The organism is Pseudohalocynthiibacter sp. F2068 (assembly GCF_023015645.1).
Classification (GTDB): Bacteria; Pseudomonadota; Alphaproteobacteria; order Rhodobacterales; family Rhodobacteraceae; genus Pseudohalocynthiibacter; species Pseudohalocynthiibacter aestuariivivens.
Genome location: NZ_JALKAK010000002.1, coordinates 151,936 through 172,544 on the forward strand (window position 1 = coordinate 151,936; position 20,609 = coordinate 172,544).

A 20,609-nucleotide genomic window follows, 5' to 3' on the forward strand; every position below is an offset into this window, starting at 1 on the left:
ATGATGCGATATATTAAATGGGGTATATTCCTCCTTCTGGCGTTACTGACGTTCGGCTTCTTTCACTACACCCTGCCACAACATGACGTCGTGCGGATTGTTGATACCGAGGTCCGGCGCGTGGATTTTGGTGAAAACTCGATTTTCTGGGCCTCACCTGACACTGGTACGGATACGGCTGCGAACCGTGATGTGCGTTTTATCAATGCTGTCTATGAAAATGGCCGGGTCATGGTCTACCGGAATGAAGATACCGGTTGGGGATGGCCACCCTACTTTAAGCTCGACAGCAGCAATTTGCAGACCGAGGCAAGGGATTTGGCTTCGACGTCGGCTGCGCCGCAGTGGGTTGTAATCAGACACTACGGCTGGCGAAATGAATTTATGACGATCTACCCAAATGCAGTCTCTGTTCGTGCCATTGCTGGGCCGGATGTGCAGATTATTCCGTGGCTCAACATAATAATTCTAACGCTTTTGGTGTTGTTCATATTCTGGCTGTGGCGTGTCTGGCGGCGTTTCAAGGAAAGGCGTATTGATCCGGTTCTTGATGACGCGGCTGAGGCTTGGGATTCCGTTGATGAACGGGCAGACGCAGCTCGGGATAGCGCACGTGGGTTCTGGGGCAGGATGATGGCGTGGATCGGAACATGGCGCTCAAAACCACGCGAGTAAGATTTTAGTCTGAGATACCGCCAAGCCCGGCAGAGAGTTCTGCTGCAGCAATGCGCACCAGTTCCCCGATATGCGCGATCTGGTCTTTTGTCATGCGGCTTGTGGGGCCGGAAACGGATATTCCGGCAATCGCTTCGCCTGACGCGTCGATGATTGGGGCCGCAATACATCGCATACCACTTGTGCGTTCTTCGTCGTCAAAGGAAAATCCCTGCGCACGAATGCACGCGAGTTCTTCCAACAGACCTTCCTGGGTTGTGATGGTTTGGGGCGTGAAACGCTCAAGCGTACTGTTACGTAGTATCTTTTGCATTTGCTGGTCGCTGTACTGGCTCAACAGGGCTTTGCCGATGCCTGAAGCATGAAAAGGCGAACGGGTGCCCGGTGGGAAAAACGCGCGGATGGTTTCGTTCGTCTCGACCTGACTGACAAATAAAATGCTGTTTTCCCGCGCAATCCCCAGATTTGCGGTTTCTCCTGTCGCTTCCATCAAACTGCGCATAACCGGGCGGCTCCGCTCAACAAGGCCAGTGCGTCTCAGGAATGCAGAACCAAGCCGAAACGCGGTTGGCCCGATGTGCCACGTCTGCGTATTAGCGTCGGCTTCGACAACGCCGCGTTTTTCCAGTGTCATCAGCACGCGGTAGGCCGTAGCGGGCGACTGATCCAGATCGTTCGCAATTTCGGTAAGCGTCAGCCCGGAGGAGCGTGCAAGCAGCTCCAGAATATCCAACGCGCGATCAAGCGACTGAATGGTGGATTGGGTCTTTGGTTCGTTGAAACCACGTGGGCGCCCACGCGCGCGTTTTTCTGCCATTTTTGATGATTCCTCCGAGAAATTTTATTTCTGCTAAATTAATTGAAAAATTATTTCTCACAACGAAAAAAGATAAATATTTGAATTATATTAATAAAATAAGATAAAGACAATTTTGAAAAACTATTTCAAAAAAATTGTTATATCAGCAGGCCGCGCTTATGGTTGTGACAGCCTAATAGATAGGAGGGCGCGATATGAGCTTCCAGAACCCTGTTTTCATTCCCGGTCCAACCAATATGCCAGAAGTTCTGCGTAAAGCAGTTGATATGCCGACGCTTGACCACCGGTCGTCGCTGTTTGGAGAAATTCTGCATCCGGCACTCAAGGGTGTAAAAAAAATCCTGAAAAGTGAAACTGCTGAAGTTTTCATTTTCCCGTCGTCAGGGACCGGAGGTTGGGAAACAGCGATCAGCAATACGCTGTCGGCGGGTGACAAAGTTCTTGCCGCACGCAATGGCATGTTCAGCCAGCGTTGGATTGATATGTGTCAGCGTCACAATCTGGATGTCGAGATTGTCGAAACGCCTTGGGGCGAGGGTCTGCCAGCAGATCGCTACGAAGAGATTTTAACGGCGGATAAAGCCCACGAAATAAAAGTTGTTCTGGCAACACACAATGAAACCGCGACTGGGGTTCGCTCTGACATAGCTGCGGTACGCCGCGCACTTGATGCTGCAGGCCACCCGGCAATGCTGTTTGTTGATGGTGTCAGTTCGATCGCATCAATGGACTTCCGGATGGAAGAATGGGGCGTAGATGTCGCAATTACGGGCAGCCAAAAGGGTTTCATGCTGCCTGCGGGACTCGCAATTGTTGGTTTTAGCCCACGTGCGATGGCTGCACTGGAAACGGCAACCTTACCAAGAACATTCTTTGACGTTCGCGATATGCGTAAAGGCTATGCCAACAATGGGTATCCCTACACGCCATCTGTAGGTCTATTGAACGGCCTGAAACTTTCAACCGAAATGTTGTTAGGCGAAGGGCTAGAAGCAGTTTTCGCGCGCCACAACCGGATTGCGAACGGGGTGCGTGCTGCGGTTAACGCGTGGGGCCTGGATTTGTGTGCCGCAAGCCCAGACCTCTATTCTGATACGGTCAGTGCAATCCGGACCCCCGAAGGCTTTGACTCAACCCGGATTGTTACTCATGCTGCTGACGAATACGGCGTCGCCTTCGGCGTTGGTCTGGGTGAGGTCGCGGGCAAGGTTTTCCGTATCGGCCACTTGGGCAGCCTGACTGATGTTATGATGCTCTCCGGTTTGGCAACAGCCGAAATGTGCATGGCCGATTTGGGTTTGGGTATCGAGCTTGGCTCAGGCGTTGCAGCGGCTCAAGAGGTTTTCCGCAGCAGCAAAGGCAATGCCGCGAAGGCAGCAGCGTGATGAAGGATCTGGATCAGATGTATATTCCCACGATTGACGACATGCTGACCGCACACGAGCGGATCAAACCCTACATTCACCGCACACCTGTGCTGACATCATCTTTTTTGAATGATCTCACAGGAGCGGAATTGTTCTTTAAGTGTGAAAACTTTCAGAAAGCTGGTGCATTCAAAGTGCGCGGTGCATCGAACGCGGTGTTTGGTCTTTCAGACGACATGCTTGAAAAAGGCGTTGCCTCGCATTCATCGGGCAACCACGCTTTGAGTTTGTCTTACGCAGCAGGCCGACGGGGAATACCCTGTACTGTGGTTATGCCGCGCACCGCACCGCAGGCGAAAAAAGATGCGGTTATCGGCTATGGCGGACGGATTGTAGAATGTGAACCATCGACTTCCAGCCGCGAGGCGACTTTTGCCGAAGTGGTCAAGGAAACCGGGGCAGAATTTGTACACCCATATAACGATCCGCGCGTTATTGCTGGGCAGGGTACTTGTTCCCGGGAGTTGACGGAACAAGTGCACGGCCTTGACGCAGTGATCGCACCAATAGGTGGTGGGGGTATGATATCCGGCACCTGTTTAACGCTGTCGAACATTGCGCCAGAGGTGAAAATTTATGCGGCGGAACCCGAGCAAGCAGATGACGCCTATCGCAGTCTCAAAGCTGGCCACATCATCGCTGATGATGCTCCGGAAACGGTAGCGGACGGCTTGAAGGTGCCACTCAAGGAACTGACCTGGCACTTCGTTTCTAACCACGTCACCGACATTTTGACAGCGAGCGAGCAGGAAATTGTCGATGCAATGAAACTTATCTGGAAGCGAATGAAAATCGTTATGGAACCCAGCAGCGCTGTGCCGCTGGCGACCATCCTGAAAAATAATGACACCTTCGCGGGGAAACGTGTGGGCGTCATCATTACCGGTGGAAATGTCGATCTCGACAATTTGCCCTGGATGAACAGCTGAATAGGGAGAGATCAAATGAACGCGCCTACAAATTTCAAAGACCTTGAGGTTGGTTTTGACGTTCCCGCCCTTCCGGGCATGGATGAAGCAGATATTCAGACGCCTTGTCTGGTGGTCGACCTCGACGCACTTGAACGCAACATCAAAAAGATGGGGCAGTTCGCCAAGGAAATGGGTGTGCGGCACCGTGTTCATGGGAAAATGCACAAATCGGTGGATATCGCGAAGCTGCAGGAAAAGCTGGGCAATTCTTGCGGTGTTTGTTGCCAAAAAGTGTCAGAGGCAGAGGTGTTCGCCCGTGGCGGTATCAAGGACATATTGGTAAGCAATCAGGTGCGTGATCCTGCAAAGATTGATCGTTTGGCGCGGATGCCAAAGCTCGGTGCACGTACCATTTGCTGTGTCGATGATTTGGCAAATGTCGCGGATCTGTCAGCGGCAGCGCAAAAACATGGTACCCAAATTGAATGCCTTGTTGAAATTGACTGTGGTGCAGGTCGCTGTGGCGTGCAGGCAGGTCAGCCAGTGGTCGATCTGGCAAAAGCAATTGACGCTGCACCGGGCCTTAAGTTTTCGGGCATTCAGGCCTATCAGGGCGCAATGCAACACATGCAAAACTTTGAGGACCGGAAAGCGAAGATCGACATCGCAGTTGATATGGTGCGCCGATCTGTAGGCATGCTGAAAGCCGAGGGACTGGAGTGTGACATTGTCGGCGGTGGTGGTACCGGTAGTTACTATTTCGAAGGTACCTCAGGCGTTTTTAACGAACTTCAGTGTGGCTCTTACGCGTTCATGGACGCGGATTATCAAACGATCCACGACGAAAACGGGGAGCGGATTTCAGAATTTGAAAACGCACTTTTTATTCTGACAAGCGTGATGAGCCACGCAAAAGCGGACAAGGCAATATGTGACGCTGGTCTGAAAGCGCAATCCGTAGATAGCGGGCTGCCCTACATCTATGGCCGCGATGATGTGGAATACATTAAATGCTCGGACGAACATGGCGTGATTTCGGACCCGAACGGAGCGCTCAAAGTCAATGACAAGCTGAAACTCGTACCCGGTCACTGTGATCCAACCTGCAATGTGCATGACTGGTATGTTGGCGTGCGTGACGGGAAGGTCGAGGTGCTCTGGCCAGTTTCTGCGCGTGGAAAAGCATATTAAGAAGTCTCCCGGATTGGCGGGGCAGAGCGATCTGGCCTCGCCGATTTTCCTTCGATGAAAAGAGAAACCAAATGATTATTGTTCCAGAGAAAGAAATTGCTGGTCTACTTGGCAGGGCCGAAGCTTTTGATGCGGTAGAAGCGGTCTTTGCTGCAATGTCACGCGGAGACGCTTACAACTTTCCGGTCATCCGAGAAGCCATAGGTCATGCCGATGCGCTTTACGGTTTTAAATCCGGCTTTGACCGGGCCGGGTTGTCCCTGGGTCTTAAATCTGGCGGATATTGGCCGGGAAACGAAGCCAAGGGTCTGACAAATCACCAATCGACCGTGTTTTTGTTTGATGCCGACACCGGGCAAGCAAAAGCGGTTGTTGGTGGTAATCTTTTAACAGCGTTGCGCACGGCAGCCGCGTCGTCAGTGTCGATCAAACATCTGGCGCGTGCCGATGCCAAGGTTTTGGGGATGATCGGTGCAGGTCACCAATCGGCCTTTCAGATGCGCGCAGCGGTAGAGCAACGTAATTTTGAAAAGGTGATAGGCTGGAACCTGCATCCTGAAATGCTGTCACGTCTTGCGGAAACAGCAACAGAGTTAGACCTGCCCTTTGAAGCTGTTGATCTGAACAGACTAGGAGCGGAAGCGGATGTCATCATTTCAATTACCTCAAGCTTTGACGCAATCCTGATGGATGCTCAGGTCACACCAGGAACGCACATCGCCTGCATGGGGACCGACACCAAAGGCAAGCAAGAGGTCGAGGCAGCACTTGTCGCACGTGCCACGGTTTTCACTGATGAGATTGCGCAGGCAGTGACAATTGGAGAGTGTCAGCACGCTGTTTCTGCGGGGACGAAAAGTGAAGGTGATATTGTCGAAATTGGTGCGGTGATCAACGGTACCCATCCGGGCCGATCATCACAGGATGAAGTGACCTTGTTTGACGGAACTGGTGTTGGGTTGCAGGACCTCGCCGTTGCGTCCAAGGTTGTTGATCTTGCGGTTGAGAAGGGCGTTGCCACTGTCGTTGATTTTTAATTCTGGATCTGTGTGCATTTTGCGCTGGTAATGCCCTGAAGAATCCCGTGAATTGCGGCGAAGACCGAGACCAGCAAAGAAGGCAGGCCCAGAATGGCGCAGCGGCTACGCATTGCGATAAACGGATTTGGCCGGATTGGCCGGACCATTTTGCGAATTGTCGAACAAGGCAAGGCAGGGCAGGACTTTGAAGTTGTTTGCATTAACGAACTCGAGCCGTTGGATATTTGCGCATATCTGTTTCAATACGATAGCGTTTTTGGTCCCTTTGACGGAACGGTAAGTTCCGAGCCGGGTGTTTTGTGTGTGAATGGCCGTGCGATCCCGTTCCGCGCGGAATCAGACATCAGCAAACTTGACCTGACTGGTGTTGATCTTGTGCTGGAATGCACAGGCATGGCCAATACACGTGAGGTTGCCGAACGCGGTCTTAAAGCAGGCGCTAAGACCGTTCTGATTTCCGGACCCTCAGATGCCGCGGACCGAACTGTTGTTCTTGGCGCAAACGAAGGTCAGATTGGTGACCACAAGATCATTTCAAACGCATCCTGCACAACAAATGCGCTCGCGCCGCTTATGAAAATTCTGGATGAAGCATTTGGCATTGTTAGTGGTCATATGACGACTATCCATTGTTACACCGGAAGCCAGCCGACAATTGATAAACCACGCGGCGACCTTGCGCGAAGCCGCGCTGGCGCGTTGTCCATGGTGCCAACAACGACGAGTGCGCAGCGTCTGATCGATGAAGTTTTGCCGCATCTCGCCGGACGTCTGGAGGGGCGTGCCGTTCGGGTGCCGACAGCCAGTGTTTCCGCGATTGACCTGACGATTCAAACCCGCGAACCAGCAAGTGTTGCAGCGGTGAATAAGCTGCTTTCCGAGGCGGCACAAAACTCTGAAATCATCGGATGGATCGAGCAACCTTTAGTCTCGACCGATTTGCGTGCAAGACCTGAATCGATTGTCATGTCAGGACTTGAAACGTCTGTTTCAGTCGGCGGGCTGCTCCGGGTCTTTGGTTGGTATGACAACGAATGGGGTTTTTCCACCCGAATGCTTGATATGGCGCGGCTAATGGGCGGGCAATAGAAAGTCCTGATATCAAAGTTGGGACTTTCAGGGGCTCTGTCACACAATTGCATTTGTCAAAGAACACGCAGAAACGGGATTTCAAAAATCCTGTTGCAACCTTCTAAGTATTTCCCTTAAACAATCTTAAGTAGTAATTGAGATTAGATTGTTTTAATCGATTTTTGAGAGGTTGCAGAGAGAACCAATCCAAAGTCCACGGACACTATTACCGTCTTTTCGATTGGAAAACTTTCGCGCTCAGATATCGAAGATGTTTTGATCTTCACCTGGAAACCAATTTATTATGGAGCCCGATGAATGATGGGATACAAATTTCTAGCCCTGCTAATTTTCGCGAGTCTTGTATCAGGTTGCGGAATGTCAGAAGAAGAAATTGAAGCTTGGAATAACCGTTTTAAAGGGCAGACAGTTGCCGAGGTTTCCAAACATATTGGACCACCCGTTTCACGAACCAGAGATAGCGCAGTTTGGGAACACCGAAGCTCTTTCATTAGTAGACGATCACGAAAACAATATTCTTCTTATACAGGTGGCCAGGTTTCAACTGGCTATACCGCAGAAAGTGATGGCGGTAATTGTACCTTCAGAGCTGCACTTGTTGGTGGTCGTGTCGATACAAGTGTTTTTGAGGGGTCTGGATGTGATTTTGTAGCGCCTCGCCGATAGTGGTTGTAAGGTTTCCTTTTTTGTCGTTTTGGATGTCTCCTAGATTCTGTGCGTCAACCAGAGTCCCTATCTCTTTTTAGTATTCGAGATCCCGTTCACTTTAGAAATCATCTAAAACGTGTGTTAAGTTTCAAATAAAAAAATATTAATAATAAATATTAAACGCTTGTCAAAATCTTCTACATAGGCGAATTGAGTTGATATCAGCTTAAAGAAGAAAAAGGGTGGGTTTAACAATATGAAAATTTTTTCGCGACGTGCCATGCTTGGTTTTGTTTGTGCATTTGCCTTGTCTAGTTGCGGCGCCGCGCAAGAGACGGGAGCAGAACCGGAGCCAGAGCCAAAGGCCTTTACGATCAATGATGTTCAGTTGACTGTAATTGAAGGTGCTGCTCAAGGTCGATTTGAAGAGGACGATACTCGAATTGCAGCGATTGCAGCTTTGGAAGCGGAACTTGAGAAAACTTTGGGCGCTGTTCAGGGTGGTGATATTTCAGCTACCGCACTTATAAGTATTTCGTCAATGCGTCTCAAAACCGCAGGTGCTCGTACATTCGGAGGCAGTAACCAAATCGAAGCTACGGTGCGTATTGTTGACGCCAGTGGAAACTTACTTCAACCAAACGGATCTGTCGGTTACTGGGATCAGGCTAAGAACACGGAATTTTCTATTGGTGGTAACCCAATAATTGGAAACCTTATAAGTTTAGGCCGAAATGCCGCGCATTCGGAAAACGGAAAAGACGTGGGCCAGCTCCTGAGTGGATTTTCGGATGCAATGGTAGATTGGCTGAAAAGTTAGGATCGAAATATCTAACCAAATCTGGCCACTGTAATTCAAGCCCCGCAAAGGAAACTTTGCGGGGCTTCGCTTTCATTCACTCCAGAGTAGATTCAATCATGGGGCGAAAATTTACAGGTTTCAAAACCTTATTCCCCCAAAGACCCTTCTCCATGACCGGTCATGCCGCCGGAGACTTCCTCTGTCGCTTCATCTGACAGGTGTTCTGGCAAGATGAGGTTCAGGATGATCGCGATCAGCGCCGCTGGAAGGATGCCCGAGGCCCCCAGAATGCGGATGGCATCCGGAAGTTGTTGCAGCGCATTCGGCGCGCCCGGCGCAAGGTTCATCGCTTCAAGCTGAAAGCCAAGGCCGATCGAAATTGCGACTGCAAAGATAACCATATTGCGGCGGTTCCAGTGAACGTCAGACAACATCGAAATACCGGCTGCAACCACCATGCCAAACATGACTATCACACCACCACCTAACACCTCGATCGGAACAGTCAGGATCAACGCGCCAACCTTGGGGATCAGCCCGCAGATGATCAGGAAGAAAGCACCGATTGTCACAACCGTGCGGCTCATCACGCCGGTCATGGCAATCAGGCCAACATTCTGGCTGAACGAAGTGTTCGGAAGACCGCTAAAAATACCGGCAAACGCAGTGCCGAAACCGTCAGCATAGGTAGCGCCCTGTATTTCCCTATCTGTTGCCTCGCGTCCGGCGCCACCTTTGGTGATCCCGGAAACGTCGCCTACGGTTTCAATGGCAGAGACAAACGCCATGAGGCAGAACCCGATGATCGCCGCAAACGAAAACTCGAACCCGTATTTGAAAGGGCTGGGGAATGCGATTGCCTGCGCGTGCCCCCATGATGTGGAAATACCCTCAAAGGTCACCATGCCCATCATAAGCGCATAGAGGTAGCCGATGAAGATACCAATCAGCACCGCTGACACGGCGAGCATTCCGCGTGCGTAGAATTTGAGGGCCAGCGTTACAAAGATAACAACGCTGGCAGCGCTCCAATTCAGCAGGCTGCCATACTCGGGCTTGTCAAACTGTTTGGCAGGTACGCCGCCTGCTGCATATTCGATGCCAACTTTTACCAGGGCCAGACCAATCATCATAACGACAAGGCCCGTCACAAGCGGAGGCAGCGCAAAGCGGATTTTACCGATGACCGTGCCTAGCATTGCGTGAAACAGCCCTCCGACGACAACCCCTCCAAATAGCGCGGCAAGCCCTTCCGTACCTTTCCCCGCAACAAGTGGGATCATGATGGGAATAAAGGCAAAGGACGTTCCCTGAACAATGGGCAAAGCAGCACCAACAGGCCCCAGAGTGATGGTCTGCAACAGGGTCGCTATGCCCGCAAACAGCATCGACATCTGGATCAGATAGGTCATGTCCGGAAAGCCGAGCGCGCCAGCGTCTGAACCATAACCAAAACCGGCGAAGCCCGAGATTATGATCGCAGGTGTGACGTTTGAAACAAACATCGCCAGCACATGCTGAATACCCAGAGGTATCGCTTTTATAAGTGGTGGGGTGTAGTTCGGGTCGCGTAGCTGTGCTGCGGTTCCGAGTGACGTGTCAGCCATTGGTTTTCCTCCCTATAGACTGTCCCTTTTTCCTGCCGCTTCTTGTTCTGGCGGCTCGGATCTATCGTTCAACAAGCCAGGGCTTTTCGAACCAGTGTTCCTGTAGGTTTGCGCCATCTCCAATTCTGTCGACGACAGCAAACAAACCAGGCTCAGACAACGGGGTCAGGACCCCATGCCAGATGTTTCGGTGAATATTCACACCCTGACCGGGTGCCGTGATAAAAGCGCGGGGGGTGCCGGGTTTGTCGCCCTCGTCAGGTGCAACGATAACCAAGAACGGGTCAAGACTCATGGGCAGGAATGCCTGTGAACCCTCAGGGTGGCGTTCAACCACATCAAGCAGATGGGGCAGGCTGCGCGGGTTTGCCTTAAACACACTGATACCGGCGCGGCCATTTAAAATATCAAGCTGTGCCCGGTCATGATAGCGCCCGCAGTTGCCTTGATTGATTACTATATCGGCTTCGCCCGAAGCGTCCAGAACATCACCAAATTTGGCAAATGCCTTTTGCGTAAGACGCTCTGTTCGAAGAGTTTGGTGTACGGCGTTCATTCTGGATACAGCGACTTCAGACGCAGCAGCGCAATCCGTTCGACCTGTTTGCACGCTTCTGCAAATTCGGTTTCGCTATCGTTTCCCAAGCGGCGCTTAAAAGCTGCAAGGATGCTCGCCTTGGTATTGTCGCGGACCGCGATGATGAAGGGAAACCCATGTTTCGATGTATACGCGTTGTTCAATTCGGTGAAGGTTGCTTTTTCCTCATCGGTCAGCATGTTTAAACCGGCCCCGGCTTGTTCCTCGGTTGACTCTTCAGTCAGGCGTCTTGCTTCGGCCAGTTTACCGGCAAGGTCAGGATGGGCTTTCAAAACGCCAAGGCGTTCAGTGTCACTGGCGGATCGGAACATGCGTGCAAGCGCACTGTGTATGCCTACCGCGGTGTCGTGGGCCGGGCCAAGTTCCAGATCATGGGCACGTTCTGCAATCCACGGGGAATGCTCAAAGATACTCCCAAAAGCGGTGACAAAGGAGTTACGATCCATGTCCGACGGGCGTGTGATGGGGGTGGGTGCCGGGTGGTGGGTATGCCAATGCTGCGCAATATCGAGGCGGCGTGCGAACCAGACATCGGTGTGACCCTTGACATAGTCGATAAATTTTCTCAGTGCCTGAATGCGGCCTGGTCGGCCCAACAGTCGACAATGGATACCAACAGATAACATCTTTGCTTGACCGGCTTCGCCTTCGGCATAAAGAGCATCGAAACTGTCGCACAGATAGGCAAAGAACTGATCGCCAGAGTTGAAGCCCTGTGGTGTCGCGAACCGCATGTCATTGGTATCAAGGGTATAGGGGACGATAAGCTGATCCCGCTCGCCGACACGTACCCAATAGGGCAGGTCATCTGCATAGCTGTCGGCGATGTAGTCGAACCCACCTTCCTCGGCAACGATATCCACGGTGTTGATCGAACAGCGGCCAGTGTACCAACCGTGTGGGCGCTCTCCGGTCACTTCGGTATGAAGGCGTATCGCCTCTATCATATCTGCCCGTTCTACTTCGGGACTCGCATCTTTGTATTCGATCCATTTTAAACCGTGGCTGGCAATTTCCCAACCGGCGTCCTGCATCGCAGCGACCTGCGCGGGAGAGCGGGCAAGCGCGCTTGCAACACCGTAAACAGTTACCGGAATCGCCGTCTCGGTGAACAGGCGGTGAAGACGCCAGAATCCGGCACGTGCACCGTATTCGTAGATGGATTCCATGTTCCAGTGGCGCTGTCCGGGCCATGGGGCTGCGCCGACAATTTCAGAAAGGAACGCCTCGGAGGCAGGATCGTCATGAAGGATGTTGTTCTCTCCGCCCTCTTCATAGTTCACAACAAACTGGACAGCGATTTTTGCGCCATCAGGCCATTTCGGGTCTGGTGGGGTTTGGCCATAGCCATGCATGTCACGCGGGTATCTGTTCACTCGGTTTGTCCCCAATGCGGAGTTAGATATTTATTTCTCTATATATCAAAAGAATAACCCTGATCTTCAAAAAATACACTAAACAGTTTCCGCATTTCATGGCTTTCCGAAAGCTACTGACTTAGACAAAAAACAATGATGATGAGTTCAGAAATGGCGAGGTCGGAATGTCAGGCTATTTGACAACACATGTTTTGGATACTGCACTTGGGTGTCCGGCGGCGGGGATGAAGATTGAACTTTATCACATCGAAGGCGAGGCGCGTTCTTTGTTGAAGTCCGTCGTAACAAATGACGACGGGCGCACCGATAGTCAGATTTTGCCAGCTGATGAGTTCCAAAAAGGTACCTATGAACTGGTGTTCCACGCAGGTGCATATCTGGATGCCTGTGGCACGCCCCCGGAAAACCCGCGGTTTCTTGATCTGATCCCAATTCGGTTTGGCATGTCAGAAGCCGCGCACTACCACGTGCCGCTATTGCTTTCGCCTTTCAGTTTCTCAACCTATCGCGGCAGTTAACTAGACAGCGTGCGCGTGTTCTATTCGCCGTAGGGTATCCAGACGTTCTTAACGTCGGTAGCCTGTCGCAGGAATTCACGCCCTTCACCGTCAGTGCTGAACCAATCTCGTGCTTGGCCATTGTTGACCCAAGTGCGTTTCAGGTTGCCCGCTGAGCGTTTTTCAATATCGGCTGAAAGATCGGTCGAGGAAAAGCTCCAGACTGCATCGACATCCAGATGATCAGAGAGCGTTTTGGAAAGCTCTACATGGTCGCCAGTTAAAATGCTTACGACTCCGTCTGGTACATCCGATGTTTCCAAAACCTGATAGAAATCTGTTGATGCTAGTGGAAAAGGTTGTGATGCAACCAGCACCGATGTGTTGCCCATGGCCATAGCTGGCGCCATGGCGGAAATCAGGCCCAGCAAGGGTGTTTCGTCTGCGCATAGTGCACCGATGACCCCTACGGGTTCATGCATCGCCAATGCGACCCCCCGGATCGGAACGCCATGTACCTGACCATCGTATTTATCGGCCCAGGCAGCATAGGTGAACAGACGGCTGATAGAAGCCTCAACTTCTTTGTTACCGCTACGTTTACCGGTCATTGCGTCGATCCGGTCAGCAAATTCTTTTGCACGAGCCGAGAGATTCTCAGCGATGTAGTAAAGGATTTGCGCTCGTAGATGCCCCGTTGTCTTTCCCCATCCGCTGGCCTTGTGCGCGGCTTCGACCGCGTTTCGCACATCTTTCCGGTTGGCGATACCTACGTGACCCAGAAGCCCGCCTTGCCGTGTCCAGATTGCTTGCATATAGCCGCCGTCAGGCCGGGCCTGTTTGCCGCCGATGAAGAGTTTTGCTGTTCGGTCTAGACCATCGGAAGGTGCTAAATCCTTACCCTCAGCAAAAGGTGAAATAGGAGCGAGGGTCTTCGTTTTTGTCTTCGGACGGGTGTAAGCCGTAAGGCCTTCCCAGCCACCTTCGCGACCAAAGCCGCTTTCACGAACCCCGCCAAAACCTGCAGCAGCGTCAAACAGATTGGTCGCGTTCACCCAGACAACGCCAGCGGCAAGTTTTGGGGCGATATCAAGCGCGAGGTTTATATTCTCGGTCCAGACAGTCGCGGCAAGGCCGTAGCGGGTGTTGTTGGCCAATTCGACAGCTTCTTTCGGCGTTCTGAAAGTTGTGCCGACCAATACAGGCCCAAATATTTCCTCCTGCATAAGCCACGCTGAGGTGTGAAGCCCGGTAATCAGTGTTGGACGGTAGAAACACCCCGTTTCAGGAAGGGCACTGTTGGCGTGATACACCTCGCCCTCACCCCCGTGTTCATCGACCAGTCTGGTAATTGTCTCAAGCTGGATCGGATCAACGATCGCACCGATGTCGATACATTTATCAAGCGGGTCACCAATGCGAAGCCCATCCATACGGGTCTTCAACTTTGCATAGAATCGGTCAGCGATTCCTTCCTGCACCAAAAGGCGTGATCCGGCGCAACAAACCTGTCCCTGATTAAACCAAATCGCATCAACCAACCCTTCAATAGCAGAGTCGATGTCGGCGTCGTCAAAAACGATGTAGGGTGATTTACCACCAAGCTCTAACGTCAACGCCTTGCCAGACCCGGCTGTCGCCTCGCGAATTTTGCGCCCAACAGAGGTGGAGCCGGTAAAGGCGATTTTGTCGATGTCGGGATGATTGACAATCATTTCGCCAACAGCACCGTCACCGGTTACGACATTGACAACACCTTTTGGTAGCCCGGCCTCCTGACAGATTTCAGCAAACAACAGCGCTGTGAGCGAGGTATATTCAGCCGGCTTCAGCACAACCGTGTTGCCCATTGCAATCGCTGGAGCAATTTTCCACGACAGCATCAGCAACGGGAAGTTCCACGGAATGATCTGGCCGCACACACCAAGCGGTTCGGCATCGGGCAGTTCGGCCTCCATCAATTGGGCCATGCCCGCATGGTAATAGAAATGCCGCGCGACCAGCGGAATGTCGATGTCGCGGCTTTCACGGATTGGCTTGCCGTTGTCCAGCGTTTCCAAAACGGCAAACAGGCGGCTGTATTTTTGCACGAGCCGCGCAATTGCATAGAGGTAGCGCGCGCGTTCATGCCCCGAAAGCCGCGTCCATTTTCTCTGTGCTTTGCGGGCGGCAGAAACGGTGGCATCAACGTCATCGGCACTTGCCTGCGATAGCATGGCAAGTGTTTCACCTGTCGCCGGATTGCGGCTTTCAAACCCTTTGCCAGGCGCGGTCCACGAACCGTTGATGAAATGGCCAAAGGTATCGCCACGATCTACCAGCCACGCCAGCGCTTCACCTGCTGCTTCGGGGGCAGGGCCGTAGTCCATGCTTTCGAAAATATCCTGAATGCTCATGTGATTATCCAATCGCGTGGCGGTGGGCTGCGGAATAGCGGCCGGTGGCAAAGTGTTCGAGCTGGCGTTCGATATCACCAAGAAGCGACGAGGCCCCAAATCTAAAAAGATCGGGCTGCAACCAGCGAGTTCCGAGCTCGTCCTTAATAAGGGTCAGGTAGGTCACTGCGTCCTTGGCTTTTGAAATGCCGCCTGCAGGTTTGTAACCGACGCGAAAACCCGCGCGGTCAAAATAGTCCCGGATCGCGCGGATCATAACAAGGCTGACAGGCAGGGTGGCATTGACGCTTTCCTTGCCGGTTGAGGTTTTGATGAAATCAGCGCCGGCCATCATGCAGACGAGCGAGGCGCGCGCGACATTGCGCAATGTGCCAAGCTCACCCGTCGCCAAAATGGCTTTGACATGCGCGTTTCCACAAGCTTGGCGAAATGTGCGCATCTCATCGTAAAGCGCCTGCCAGTTTCCGGTCAGCACATGCCGACGCGAAATCACAATATCGATCTCTGCCGCCCCGGCCTTAACGCTCTCTTCAATTTCGGCGACGCGCAGGTGAAAGGGCGACAGTCCTGCGGGAAATCCGGTAGAGACCGCAGCAACCGGAATGCCGGATCCCTTAAGCGCCTTAACCGCTGTTTCGATCATTTCGTGATAAACGCATACTGCGCCTGTCGTGATGGGTTCAACACCAAGCCTTTTGACTATTTCGGCGCTTAAAGGTTGGCGCGCTTTTGCACATAGTCTGCGAACGCGCCCTTTTGTATCGTCGCCAGAGAGCGTCGTGAGGTCTATCAAAGAAATCGCCTTCAGCAACCATGCGGCCTGATATTCTTTTTTGACCGAGCGGCGGCCGGGTAATGTTTTTGCGCGTCTTTCGATCGCAGATGTGTTAATCTGAACGCTAGAAACCCAATCCAGATCAAGTGCTGTGCCTGGATTGCGTGGTTCTTGAACCTGCGGCAGTTGTGTAGTGCCCTCATGCGCCACATCTGCTTGGGTATTCAGGTTTGCCGAACCGGGTTGGGTTTCGCTATTCATCGCAGCTCTCCGTTGCGGGAAACCAAAAGGTCTCATGGGTTTTGTGCTATTGCAAGTTTGATCAAACGGTCAAGTACGATAAGTTTCGTGTAGAAGAGGTTTTCAATAGCTTTGAACCGCGTTAACAGGGCTCATCTGCCAAGGAGAGCTGCGCCATGTCCTTTGATCGTTCCATTAAGATAGCCCCGTCAATCCTTTCTGCTGACTTTGCGAACTTCGGTTTGGAGTGTGAAGCCATCGAAGCCGAAGGTGCCGATTGGGTGCATGTTGATGTTATGGACGGGCATTTTGTACCGAATATCACCTTTGGCCCATCAACCTGCAAGGCGATCCGCCCACATGTTAAGGGCGTCATGGATGTTCATCTGATGATTGCGCCGGTTGACCCATATATCGAAGCATTTGCCGAGGCAGGTGCCGATGTGATTTCAGCGCATATCGAAGCCGGTCCGCATATTCACAGAACGGTTCAGGCCATTCGTGCAGCAGGTGCAAAAGCAGGTGTTGCGCTAAACCCGGGCACGCCAGCAGAATCGGTCGAGTATCTGCTTGATATGGTCGATCTGATCTGCGTAATGACAGTGAACCCCGGATTTGGCGGGCAGAAATTTATTCACTCGCAGGTCGAAAAAGTCCGCAAGCTTCGGGCGATGATTGGGGATCGACCTATTCACATTGAAATTGACGGTGGTGTCACCCCCGAAACCGCACCATTGGTTGTCAAAGCTGGTGCAGATGTGCTTGTTGCCGGGTCAGCCGTTTTCAAAGGCGGATCGGTCCAGAACCCAGCGCCCTATGGTGAAAACATCAGGGCGATCCGGGCTGCTGTCAGCTAACTGCTTTGGATCTTTGGGTATCGTTTGTTTGTCATACTCACCTGATTTTTTGACGACTGCACTGTTACCAGCTCCCGGTTGGAACATCGCCTATACATACTGCTGGCAAAGCGGTAAAAGCGGGCAAAATCCATCGTGTCTGGGGAATATTCAATGTCCAAATCTTCTGCCCTTGCTCAATTGCGAGAAATGACCACCGTCGTTGGCGATACCGGCGATATCGCGGCGATCCGGCGGCTTTCGCCAATTGACGCCACGACAAATCCCTCACTCATCCTTAAAGCGGCGCAAATGCCCGAATACGCAGACATGATCAAAGCTGCGATTGCAAGGGTGGACCGCTCGGGCAAATCTGATGCTGAGGTTATAGATGATGTTGTCGATCAGATCAGTGTCGGGTTTGGCAGCGAGATTGTGAAACTGGTTCCCGGTCGTGTCTCGATCGAGGTGGATGCGCGGTTGTCTTTTGATACGGAAGCATCAATTGCGAAGGCCCGCAAGATCATCAGCCTGTTCAAAGAAGCAGGTGTTGAAAAAGAACGGCTGCTCATCAAAGTCGCGGCTACCTGGGAAGGCATCCGGGCGGCGGAAGTTTTGGAAGCTGAAGGTATAAACTGTAACCTGACCCTGATTTTCGGATTTGCGCAGGCGCGCGCCTGCGCCGAGGCTGGAGTGTTTCTGATTTCGCCTTTCGTTGGACGTATTCTTGATTGGTACAAGAAGGCCAATCCGGGCACTGAATATACCGCCGAGACTGATCCAGGCGTATTGTCTGTGACGAGCATCTACAACTATTTCAAAGATCATGGCTTCAAGACTGTGGTTATGGGAGCAAGCTTTCGGAATATCGGAGAGATTAAAGCGTTGGCAGGGTGTGATCGGCTTACGATCAGCCCAGCACTGCTTGATGAACTAGCAGCCGATATGATTAACCTGCCACGTAAACTTGAAGATAAAGGTGCGACGCAAAACCAAGAGCCAAAGCTTGATGAGAAAGCTTTTCGCTGGGATATGAATGCCGATGCAATGGCCACGGAAAAGCTCGCAGAAGGTATTCGTGGGTTTGCTGCGGATAGCGAAAAACTCGAAGCAATCTTGCGCGATATGATCTGCAAGCAAGACTTTGCAGATTTTTAGAGGCGCTGTTGTTACAGCGCCTTTTTTCTGGGTCTAGTGTCTGAACGTGACTCAGCCTTCGCTCTGGAACCCTTCGCGCCCGATTGTGGCGAAATGTGTAAACCCTGCATTTTTCACGTCTTTCGTGCTGTATATATTGCGCAAATCTGCCATTCGCGGTTGTGCCATTCGTTTGGCAAGCCGTTTCAGATCGAGTGCGCGAAATTCGTTCCATTCTGTCAACAAAACCAGCGCGTCTGCGTTTTGGGCAGCTTTATACGCGTCGTCGCACCAGTTTACACCGGGTAGAAGCTTTGTGCCTTCGTGTTTGCCTTGAGGGTCGACAACGCGCACTTTGGCCCCGCCACCGACAAGGGCTGGCACAATCGTGAGCGAAGGCGCATCACGCATGTCGTCAGTATTTGGCTTGAACGTAACGCCCAGTATCGCGATAGTTTTTCCATTCACAGAGCCATCGCAAAGGTCCATTACCTTGTCGATCATCCGGCGCTTGATCTCTTCGTTCACCTTTATAACGGCCTCGGTGATTTGCATGGGCATAGCGTGTTCCTGGCCAATGCGTGCCAGCGCTTTGGTATCTTTCGGGAAACACGATCCGCCGTAACCCGGACCGGCGTGCAAGAACTTGTTGCCGATCCGCCCATCCAGACCGATACCTTTTGAGACTTGCTTAACGTCAGCGCCGACCTTTTCGCAAAGTGCGGCGATCTCGTTGATAAAAGTGATCTTGGTCGCAAGAAATGCATTGGCTGCGTATTTGATCATTTCCGCGGACTCGAGGTCTGTCACTACCACCGGAAAATCGCGCAGAAAAAGTGGGCGGTAGACGTCGGCCATAACATCTTCGGCCCTGTCGGATTGCACACCGACAACAACTCTGTCGGGGCGCATGAAGTCGTCAATCGCCGCCCCTTCACGGAGGAATTCAGGATTGGAGGCGACATCAAAATCAGCGTCCGGATTTGTTTTGCGGATGATTTGCTTAACTTGCCGGTTAGTGCCCAGAGGTACAGTCGATTTGGTTACGACAACCGTGTAATCTTGCAGCGCGCCGGCAATTTCCTCAGCGGCGGCATAAACATACGTTAGATCTGCGTGACCATCGCCCCGCCGTGTTGGTGTTCCAACTGCTATGAATACCGCATCGGCGTCACCAACGGCATTTGCAAGATCACCGGTAAAACTTAGCCGCCCTGCGGCGACATTTTTTGCCATTAAATCTTCTAAGCCGGGCTCGTAGATCGGAATGTTACCCGCTTCGAGCATCGAAATTTTTCCAGGGTCTTTGTCGACACAAACAACCTCGTGACCAAAATCAGAAAAGCAAACCCCTGAGACGAGGCCGACATATCCTGTGCCAATCATAGCTATCTTCAAATGACCGTCCTCGGTTTGTGCCAATGTTTCCAAAGGCATGCGGCATCACACCCGTGTTGTCAACGAAACGCTCCATCAGAGCGTCATTTTTAGAAAAGGTTACATGAAAACCGCGTGTTATCGTAGTTTGGCTTTCAACAAACCTCACTTTAGATGCGGATTGTTTTTCAGGACTTTCAAATAATGCCACTAGATGCTGTGTGAATTTACGAACGCATTAACCATTGGGTTTTGAGGCCTGGCCGGGTTTGATAGAGGCGTAATTCTACCGGTTATAAAGGATTCGAAAATGCCAAAAAGCCGCTACTTCGCGCCAACCGGAGGCTTGCCTGCACAAACAGATCTTCTGACAGATCGCGCCGTTTTTACAAATGCTTATGCGGTCATACCCAAGGGTACGATGCGTGATATCGTGACGAGTTTCCTCCCATTTTGGGATGCCACACGGGTCTGGGTGATTGCGCGTCCTCTAAGCGGGTTTGCAGAAACATTTTCTCACTACATCATGGAAGTTTCCACTGGTGGTGGCAGCGATAAGCCAGAACTCGACCCATCGGCCGAAGGTGTTCTGTTTGTTGTGGAAGGCCAGATAAATCTGTGTTTTGAGGGGGCGGATCATGCCTTGCAAGAAGGTGGGTATGCCTATCTTCCACCGGGTTCAAAGTGGACTGTTAAAAACAACGAACAGTCGCCAGCGCGATTCCATTGGATTCGTAAAACTTATGAAACTGTCGAAGGGATTGAGGCACCATCCTTTTTTGTCACCAGTGATCAGGATGTTTTACCAACCGCGATGCCGGGGACAGAAGGGAAATGGGCAACAACCCGGTTCGTGGACCCTGCGGATATGCGCCATGATATGCACGTTACCATAGTAACATTTGAACCCGGGGCCGTTATCCCGTTTGCCGAGACGCATGTGATGGAACACGGGCTATATGTTTTAGAAGGAAAAGCTGTCTACCGGCTCAACCAAGACTGGGTTGAAGTCGAAGCTGGCGACTATATGTGGCTACGCGCCTTTTGCCCACAAGCGTGTTACGCGGGCGGGCCGGGAAAGTTTCGCTATCTGCTCTATAAAGACGTGAACCGGCATATGAATTTGAGCCTCCGATAATATTCGAGACTTGCAACATTCAA

General features: G+C 51.9%; 19 protein-coding genes. 12 read left to right on the top strand and 7 right to left on the bottom strand.

What is annotated here, in order from left to right; translation table 11 throughout:
* Positions 1-3: 3 nt before the first annotated feature.
* A complete protein-coding gene (locus tag MWU63_RS03090; protein WP_213887759.1) occupies positions 4-675 on the top strand; it encodes a DUF1523 family protein in 672 nt (223 codons plus the stop codon).
* A gap of 4 nt (positions 676-679) precedes the next feature.
* Here the strand turns inward: MWU63_RS03090 and bhcR are convergent, their stop codons facing one another.
* Entirely contained in the window at positions 680-1,492 is an 813-nt protein-coding gene (gene bhcR / locus MWU63_RS03095) for an HTH-type transcriptional regulator BhcR (RefSeq protein ID WP_213887339.1), read from the bottom strand.
* 197 nt (positions 1,493-1,689) lie between these two features.
* Here bhcR and bhcA point away from each other — a divergent pair, with 197 nt between their 5' ends.
* The 7 genes from bhcA (at position 1,690) to MWU63_RS03130 (ending at position 8,624) form a co-directional block, all read left to right on the top strand.
* Entirely contained in the window at positions 1,690-2,880 is a 1,191-nt protein-coding gene (gene bhcA / locus MWU63_RS03100; protein ID WP_213887340.1) for an L-aspartate--glyoxylate aminotransferase BhcA, read from the top strand.
* Positions 2,880-3,851, top strand: coding sequence for a beta-hydroxyaspartate dehydratase BhcB (bhcB, locus tag MWU63_RS03105; protein WP_213887341.1), 972 nt, complete (start codon positions 2,880-2,882; stop codon positions 3,849-3,851). The genes bhcA and bhcB overlap by 1 nt, the downstream gene beginning before the upstream one ends.
* Before the next feature lie 15 nt (positions 3,852-3,866).
* Complete coding sequence (bhcC, locus tag MWU63_RS03110; RefSeq protein ID WP_213887342.1) at positions 3,867-5,024, top strand: 3-hydroxy-D-aspartate aldolase BhcC; 1,158 nt, start codon at positions 3,867-3,869, stop codon at positions 5,022-5,024.
* Between the two features lie 71 nt (positions 5,025-5,095).
* A complete protein-coding gene (gene bhcD, locus MWU63_RS03115; RefSeq protein ID WP_213887343.1) occupies positions 5,096-6,061 on the top strand; it encodes an iminosuccinate reductase BhcD in 966 nt (321 codons plus the stop codon).
* 93 nt (positions 6,062-6,154) lie between these two features.
* Positions 6,155-7,153, top strand: a complete 999-nt coding sequence (locus tag MWU63_RS03120; protein WP_213887344.1) for a type I glyceraldehyde-3-phosphate dehydrogenase — start codon at positions 6,155-6,157, stop codon at positions 7,151-7,153.
* 300 nt (positions 7,154-7,453) lie between these two features.
* Entirely contained in the window at positions 7,454-7,822 is a 369-nt protein-coding gene (locus tag MWU63_RS03125) for a hypothetical protein (protein WP_213887345.1), read from the top strand.
* 238 nt (positions 7,823-8,060) lie between these two features.
* A complete protein-coding gene (locus MWU63_RS03130; RefSeq protein WP_247076942.1) occupies positions 8,061-8,624 on the top strand; it encodes a hypothetical protein in 564 nt (187 codons plus the stop codon).
* A 128-nt stretch (positions 8,625-8,752) separates the two neighbouring features.
* On the opposite strand, the gene MWU63_RS03135 is transcribed toward MWU63_RS03130, so the two are convergent.
* The 3 genes from MWU63_RS03135 to puuE form a co-directional block, all read right to left on the bottom strand.
* The gene (locus MWU63_RS03135) at positions 8,753-10,213 is read right to left on the bottom strand and encodes a nucleobase:cation symporter-2 family protein (RefSeq protein ID WP_213887347.1); all 1,461 of its coding nucleotides are present in this window, start codon (positions 10,211-10,213) and stop codon (positions 8,753-8,755) included.
* A gap of 61 nt (positions 10,214-10,274) precedes the next feature.
* Positions 10,275-10,769 carry an ureidoglycolate lyase gene (locus tag MWU63_RS03140; RefSeq protein WP_213887348.1) on the bottom strand — a complete coding sequence of 165 codons (495 nt, stop codon included), beginning with the start codon at positions 10,767-10,769 and terminating at the stop codon, positions 10,275-10,277.
* Positions 10,766-12,187: an allantoinase PuuE gene (puuE, locus tag MWU63_RS03145; protein WP_213887349.1), complete on the bottom strand. Its 1,422-nt coding sequence runs from the start codon at positions 12,185-12,187 to the stop codon at positions 10,766-10,768. The genes MWU63_RS03140 and puuE overlap by 4 nt, the downstream gene beginning before the upstream one ends.
* 167 nt (positions 12,188-12,354) lie before the next feature.
* On the opposite strand from puuE, the gene uraH reads away from it, so the two are divergent.
* Positions 12,355-12,708 (top strand): hydroxyisourate hydrolase, encoded by a 354-nt coding sequence (gene uraH / locus MWU63_RS03150; RefSeq protein ID WP_213887350.1) that lies wholly within the window; start codon positions 12,355-12,357, stop codon positions 12,706-12,708.
* Between the two features lie 20 nt (positions 12,709-12,728).
* Here uraH and MWU63_RS03155 read toward each other — a convergent pair whose 3' ends face one another.
* Together MWU63_RS03155 and deoC are read right to left on the bottom strand one after the other, a co-directional pair.
* The gene (locus MWU63_RS03155; protein ID WP_247076944.1) at positions 12,729-15,083 is read right to left on the bottom strand and encodes an aldehyde dehydrogenase family protein; all 2,355 of its coding nucleotides are present in this window, start codon (positions 15,081-15,083) and stop codon (positions 12,729-12,731) included.
* A 4-nt stretch (positions 15,084-15,087) separates the two neighbouring features.
* Complete coding sequence (deoC, locus tag MWU63_RS03160) at positions 15,088-16,119, bottom strand: deoxyribose-phosphate aldolase (RefSeq protein WP_247076946.1); 1,032 nt, start codon at positions 16,117-16,119, stop codon at positions 15,088-15,090.
* A 155-nt stretch (positions 16,120-16,274) separates the two neighbouring features.
* Between deoC and rpe the strand changes: the two genes are divergently transcribed.
* Together rpe and tal are read left to right on the top strand one after the other, a co-directional pair.
* Positions 16,275-16,955, top strand: coding sequence for a ribulose-phosphate 3-epimerase (gene rpe, locus MWU63_RS03165; RefSeq protein WP_213887353.1), 681 nt, complete (start codon positions 16,275-16,277; stop codon positions 16,953-16,955).
* Positions 16,956-17,108: 153 nt separating this feature from the next.
* Positions 17,109-18,092, top strand: coding sequence for a transaldolase (gene tal / locus MWU63_RS03170; RefSeq protein ID WP_247076948.1), 984 nt, complete (start codon positions 17,109-17,111; stop codon positions 18,090-18,092).
* Between the two features lie 51 nt (positions 18,093-18,143).
* Here the strand turns inward: tal and MWU63_RS03175 are convergent, their stop codons facing one another.
* Complete coding sequence (locus tag MWU63_RS03175) at positions 18,144-19,469, bottom strand: UDP-glucose/GDP-mannose dehydrogenase family protein (RefSeq protein WP_213887760.1); 1,326 nt, start codon at positions 19,467-19,469, stop codon at positions 18,144-18,146.
* 289 nt (positions 19,470-19,758) lie between these two features.
* Here MWU63_RS03175 and MWU63_RS03180 point away from each other — a divergent pair, with 289 nt between their 5' ends.
* On the top strand, positions 19,759-20,586 hold the full coding sequence (locus MWU63_RS03180; protein WP_213887355.1) for a bifunctional allantoicase/(S)-ureidoglycine aminohydrolase: 828 nt from the start codon (positions 19,759-19,761) through the stop codon (positions 20,584-20,586).
* Positions 20,587-20,609 lie beyond the last annotated feature (23 nt).

What these genes read in the sequence shown, in the direction of transcription:
- MWU63_RS03130 (WP_247076942.1), top strand. Translation starts at nt 8,061, where the DNA reads ATGAAAATTTTTTCGCGACGTGCCATGCTTGGTTTTGTTTGTGCATTT.
- MWU63_RS03120 (WP_213887344.1), top strand. Translation starts at nt 6,155, where the DNA reads ATGGCGCAGCGGCTACGCATTGCGATAAACGGATTTGGCCGGATTGGC.
- MWU63_RS03090 (WP_213887759.1), top strand. Translation starts at nt 4, where the DNA reads ATGCGATATATTAAATGGGGTATATTCCTCCTTCTGGCGTTACTGACG.
- MWU63_RS03180 (WP_213887355.1), top strand. Translation starts at nt 19,759, where the DNA reads ATGCCAAAAAGCCGCTACTTCGCGCCAACCGGAGGCTTGCCTGCACAA.
- MWU63_RS03140 (WP_213887348.1), bottom strand. Translation starts at nt 10,769, where the DNA reads ATGAACGCCGTACACCAAACTCTTCGAACAGAGCGTCTTACGCAAAAG.
- MWU63_RS03125 (WP_213887345.1), top strand. Translation starts at nt 7,454, where the DNA reads ATGATGGGATACAAATTTCTAGCCCTGCTAATTTTCGCGAGTCTTGTA.
- MWU63_RS03155 (WP_247076944.1), bottom strand. Translation starts at nt 15,083, where the DNA reads ATGAGCATTCAGGATATTTTCGAAAGCATGGACTACGGCCCTGCCCCC.
- bhcR (WP_213887339.1), bottom strand. Translation starts at nt 1,492, where the DNA reads ATGGCAGAAAAACGCGCGCGTGGGCGCCCACGTGGTTTCAACGAACCA.
- bhcD (WP_213887343.1), top strand. Translation starts at nt 5,096, where the DNA reads ATGATTATTGTTCCAGAGAAAGAAATTGCTGGTCTACTTGGCAGGGCC.
- tal (WP_247076948.1), top strand. Translation starts at nt 17,109, where the DNA reads ATGTCCAAATCTTCTGCCCTTGCTCAATTGCGAGAAATGACCACCGTC.
- bhcB (WP_213887341.1), top strand. Translation starts at nt 2,880, where the DNA reads ATGAAGGATCTGGATCAGATGTATATTCCCACGATTGACGACATGCTG.
- rpe (WP_213887353.1), top strand. Translation starts at nt 16,275, where the DNA reads ATGTCCTTTGATCGTTCCATTAAGATAGCCCCGTCAATCCTTTCTGCT.
- deoC (WP_247076946.1), bottom strand. Translation starts at nt 16,119, where the DNA reads ATGAATAGCGAAACCCAACCCGGTTCGGCAAACCTGAATACCCAAGCA.
- bhcA (WP_213887340.1), top strand. Translation starts at nt 1,690, where the DNA reads ATGAGCTTCCAGAACCCTGTTTTCATTCCCGGTCCAACCAATATGCCA.
- MWU63_RS03135 (WP_213887347.1), bottom strand. Translation starts at nt 10,213, where the DNA reads ATGGCTGACACGTCACTCGGAACCGCAGCACAGCTACGCGACCCGAAC.
- uraH (WP_213887350.1), top strand. Translation starts at nt 12,355, where the DNA reads ATGTCAGGCTATTTGACAACACATGTTTTGGATACTGCACTTGGGTGT.
- bhcC (WP_213887342.1), top strand. Translation starts at nt 3,867, where the DNA reads ATGAACGCGCCTACAAATTTCAAAGACCTTGAGGTTGGTTTTGACGTT.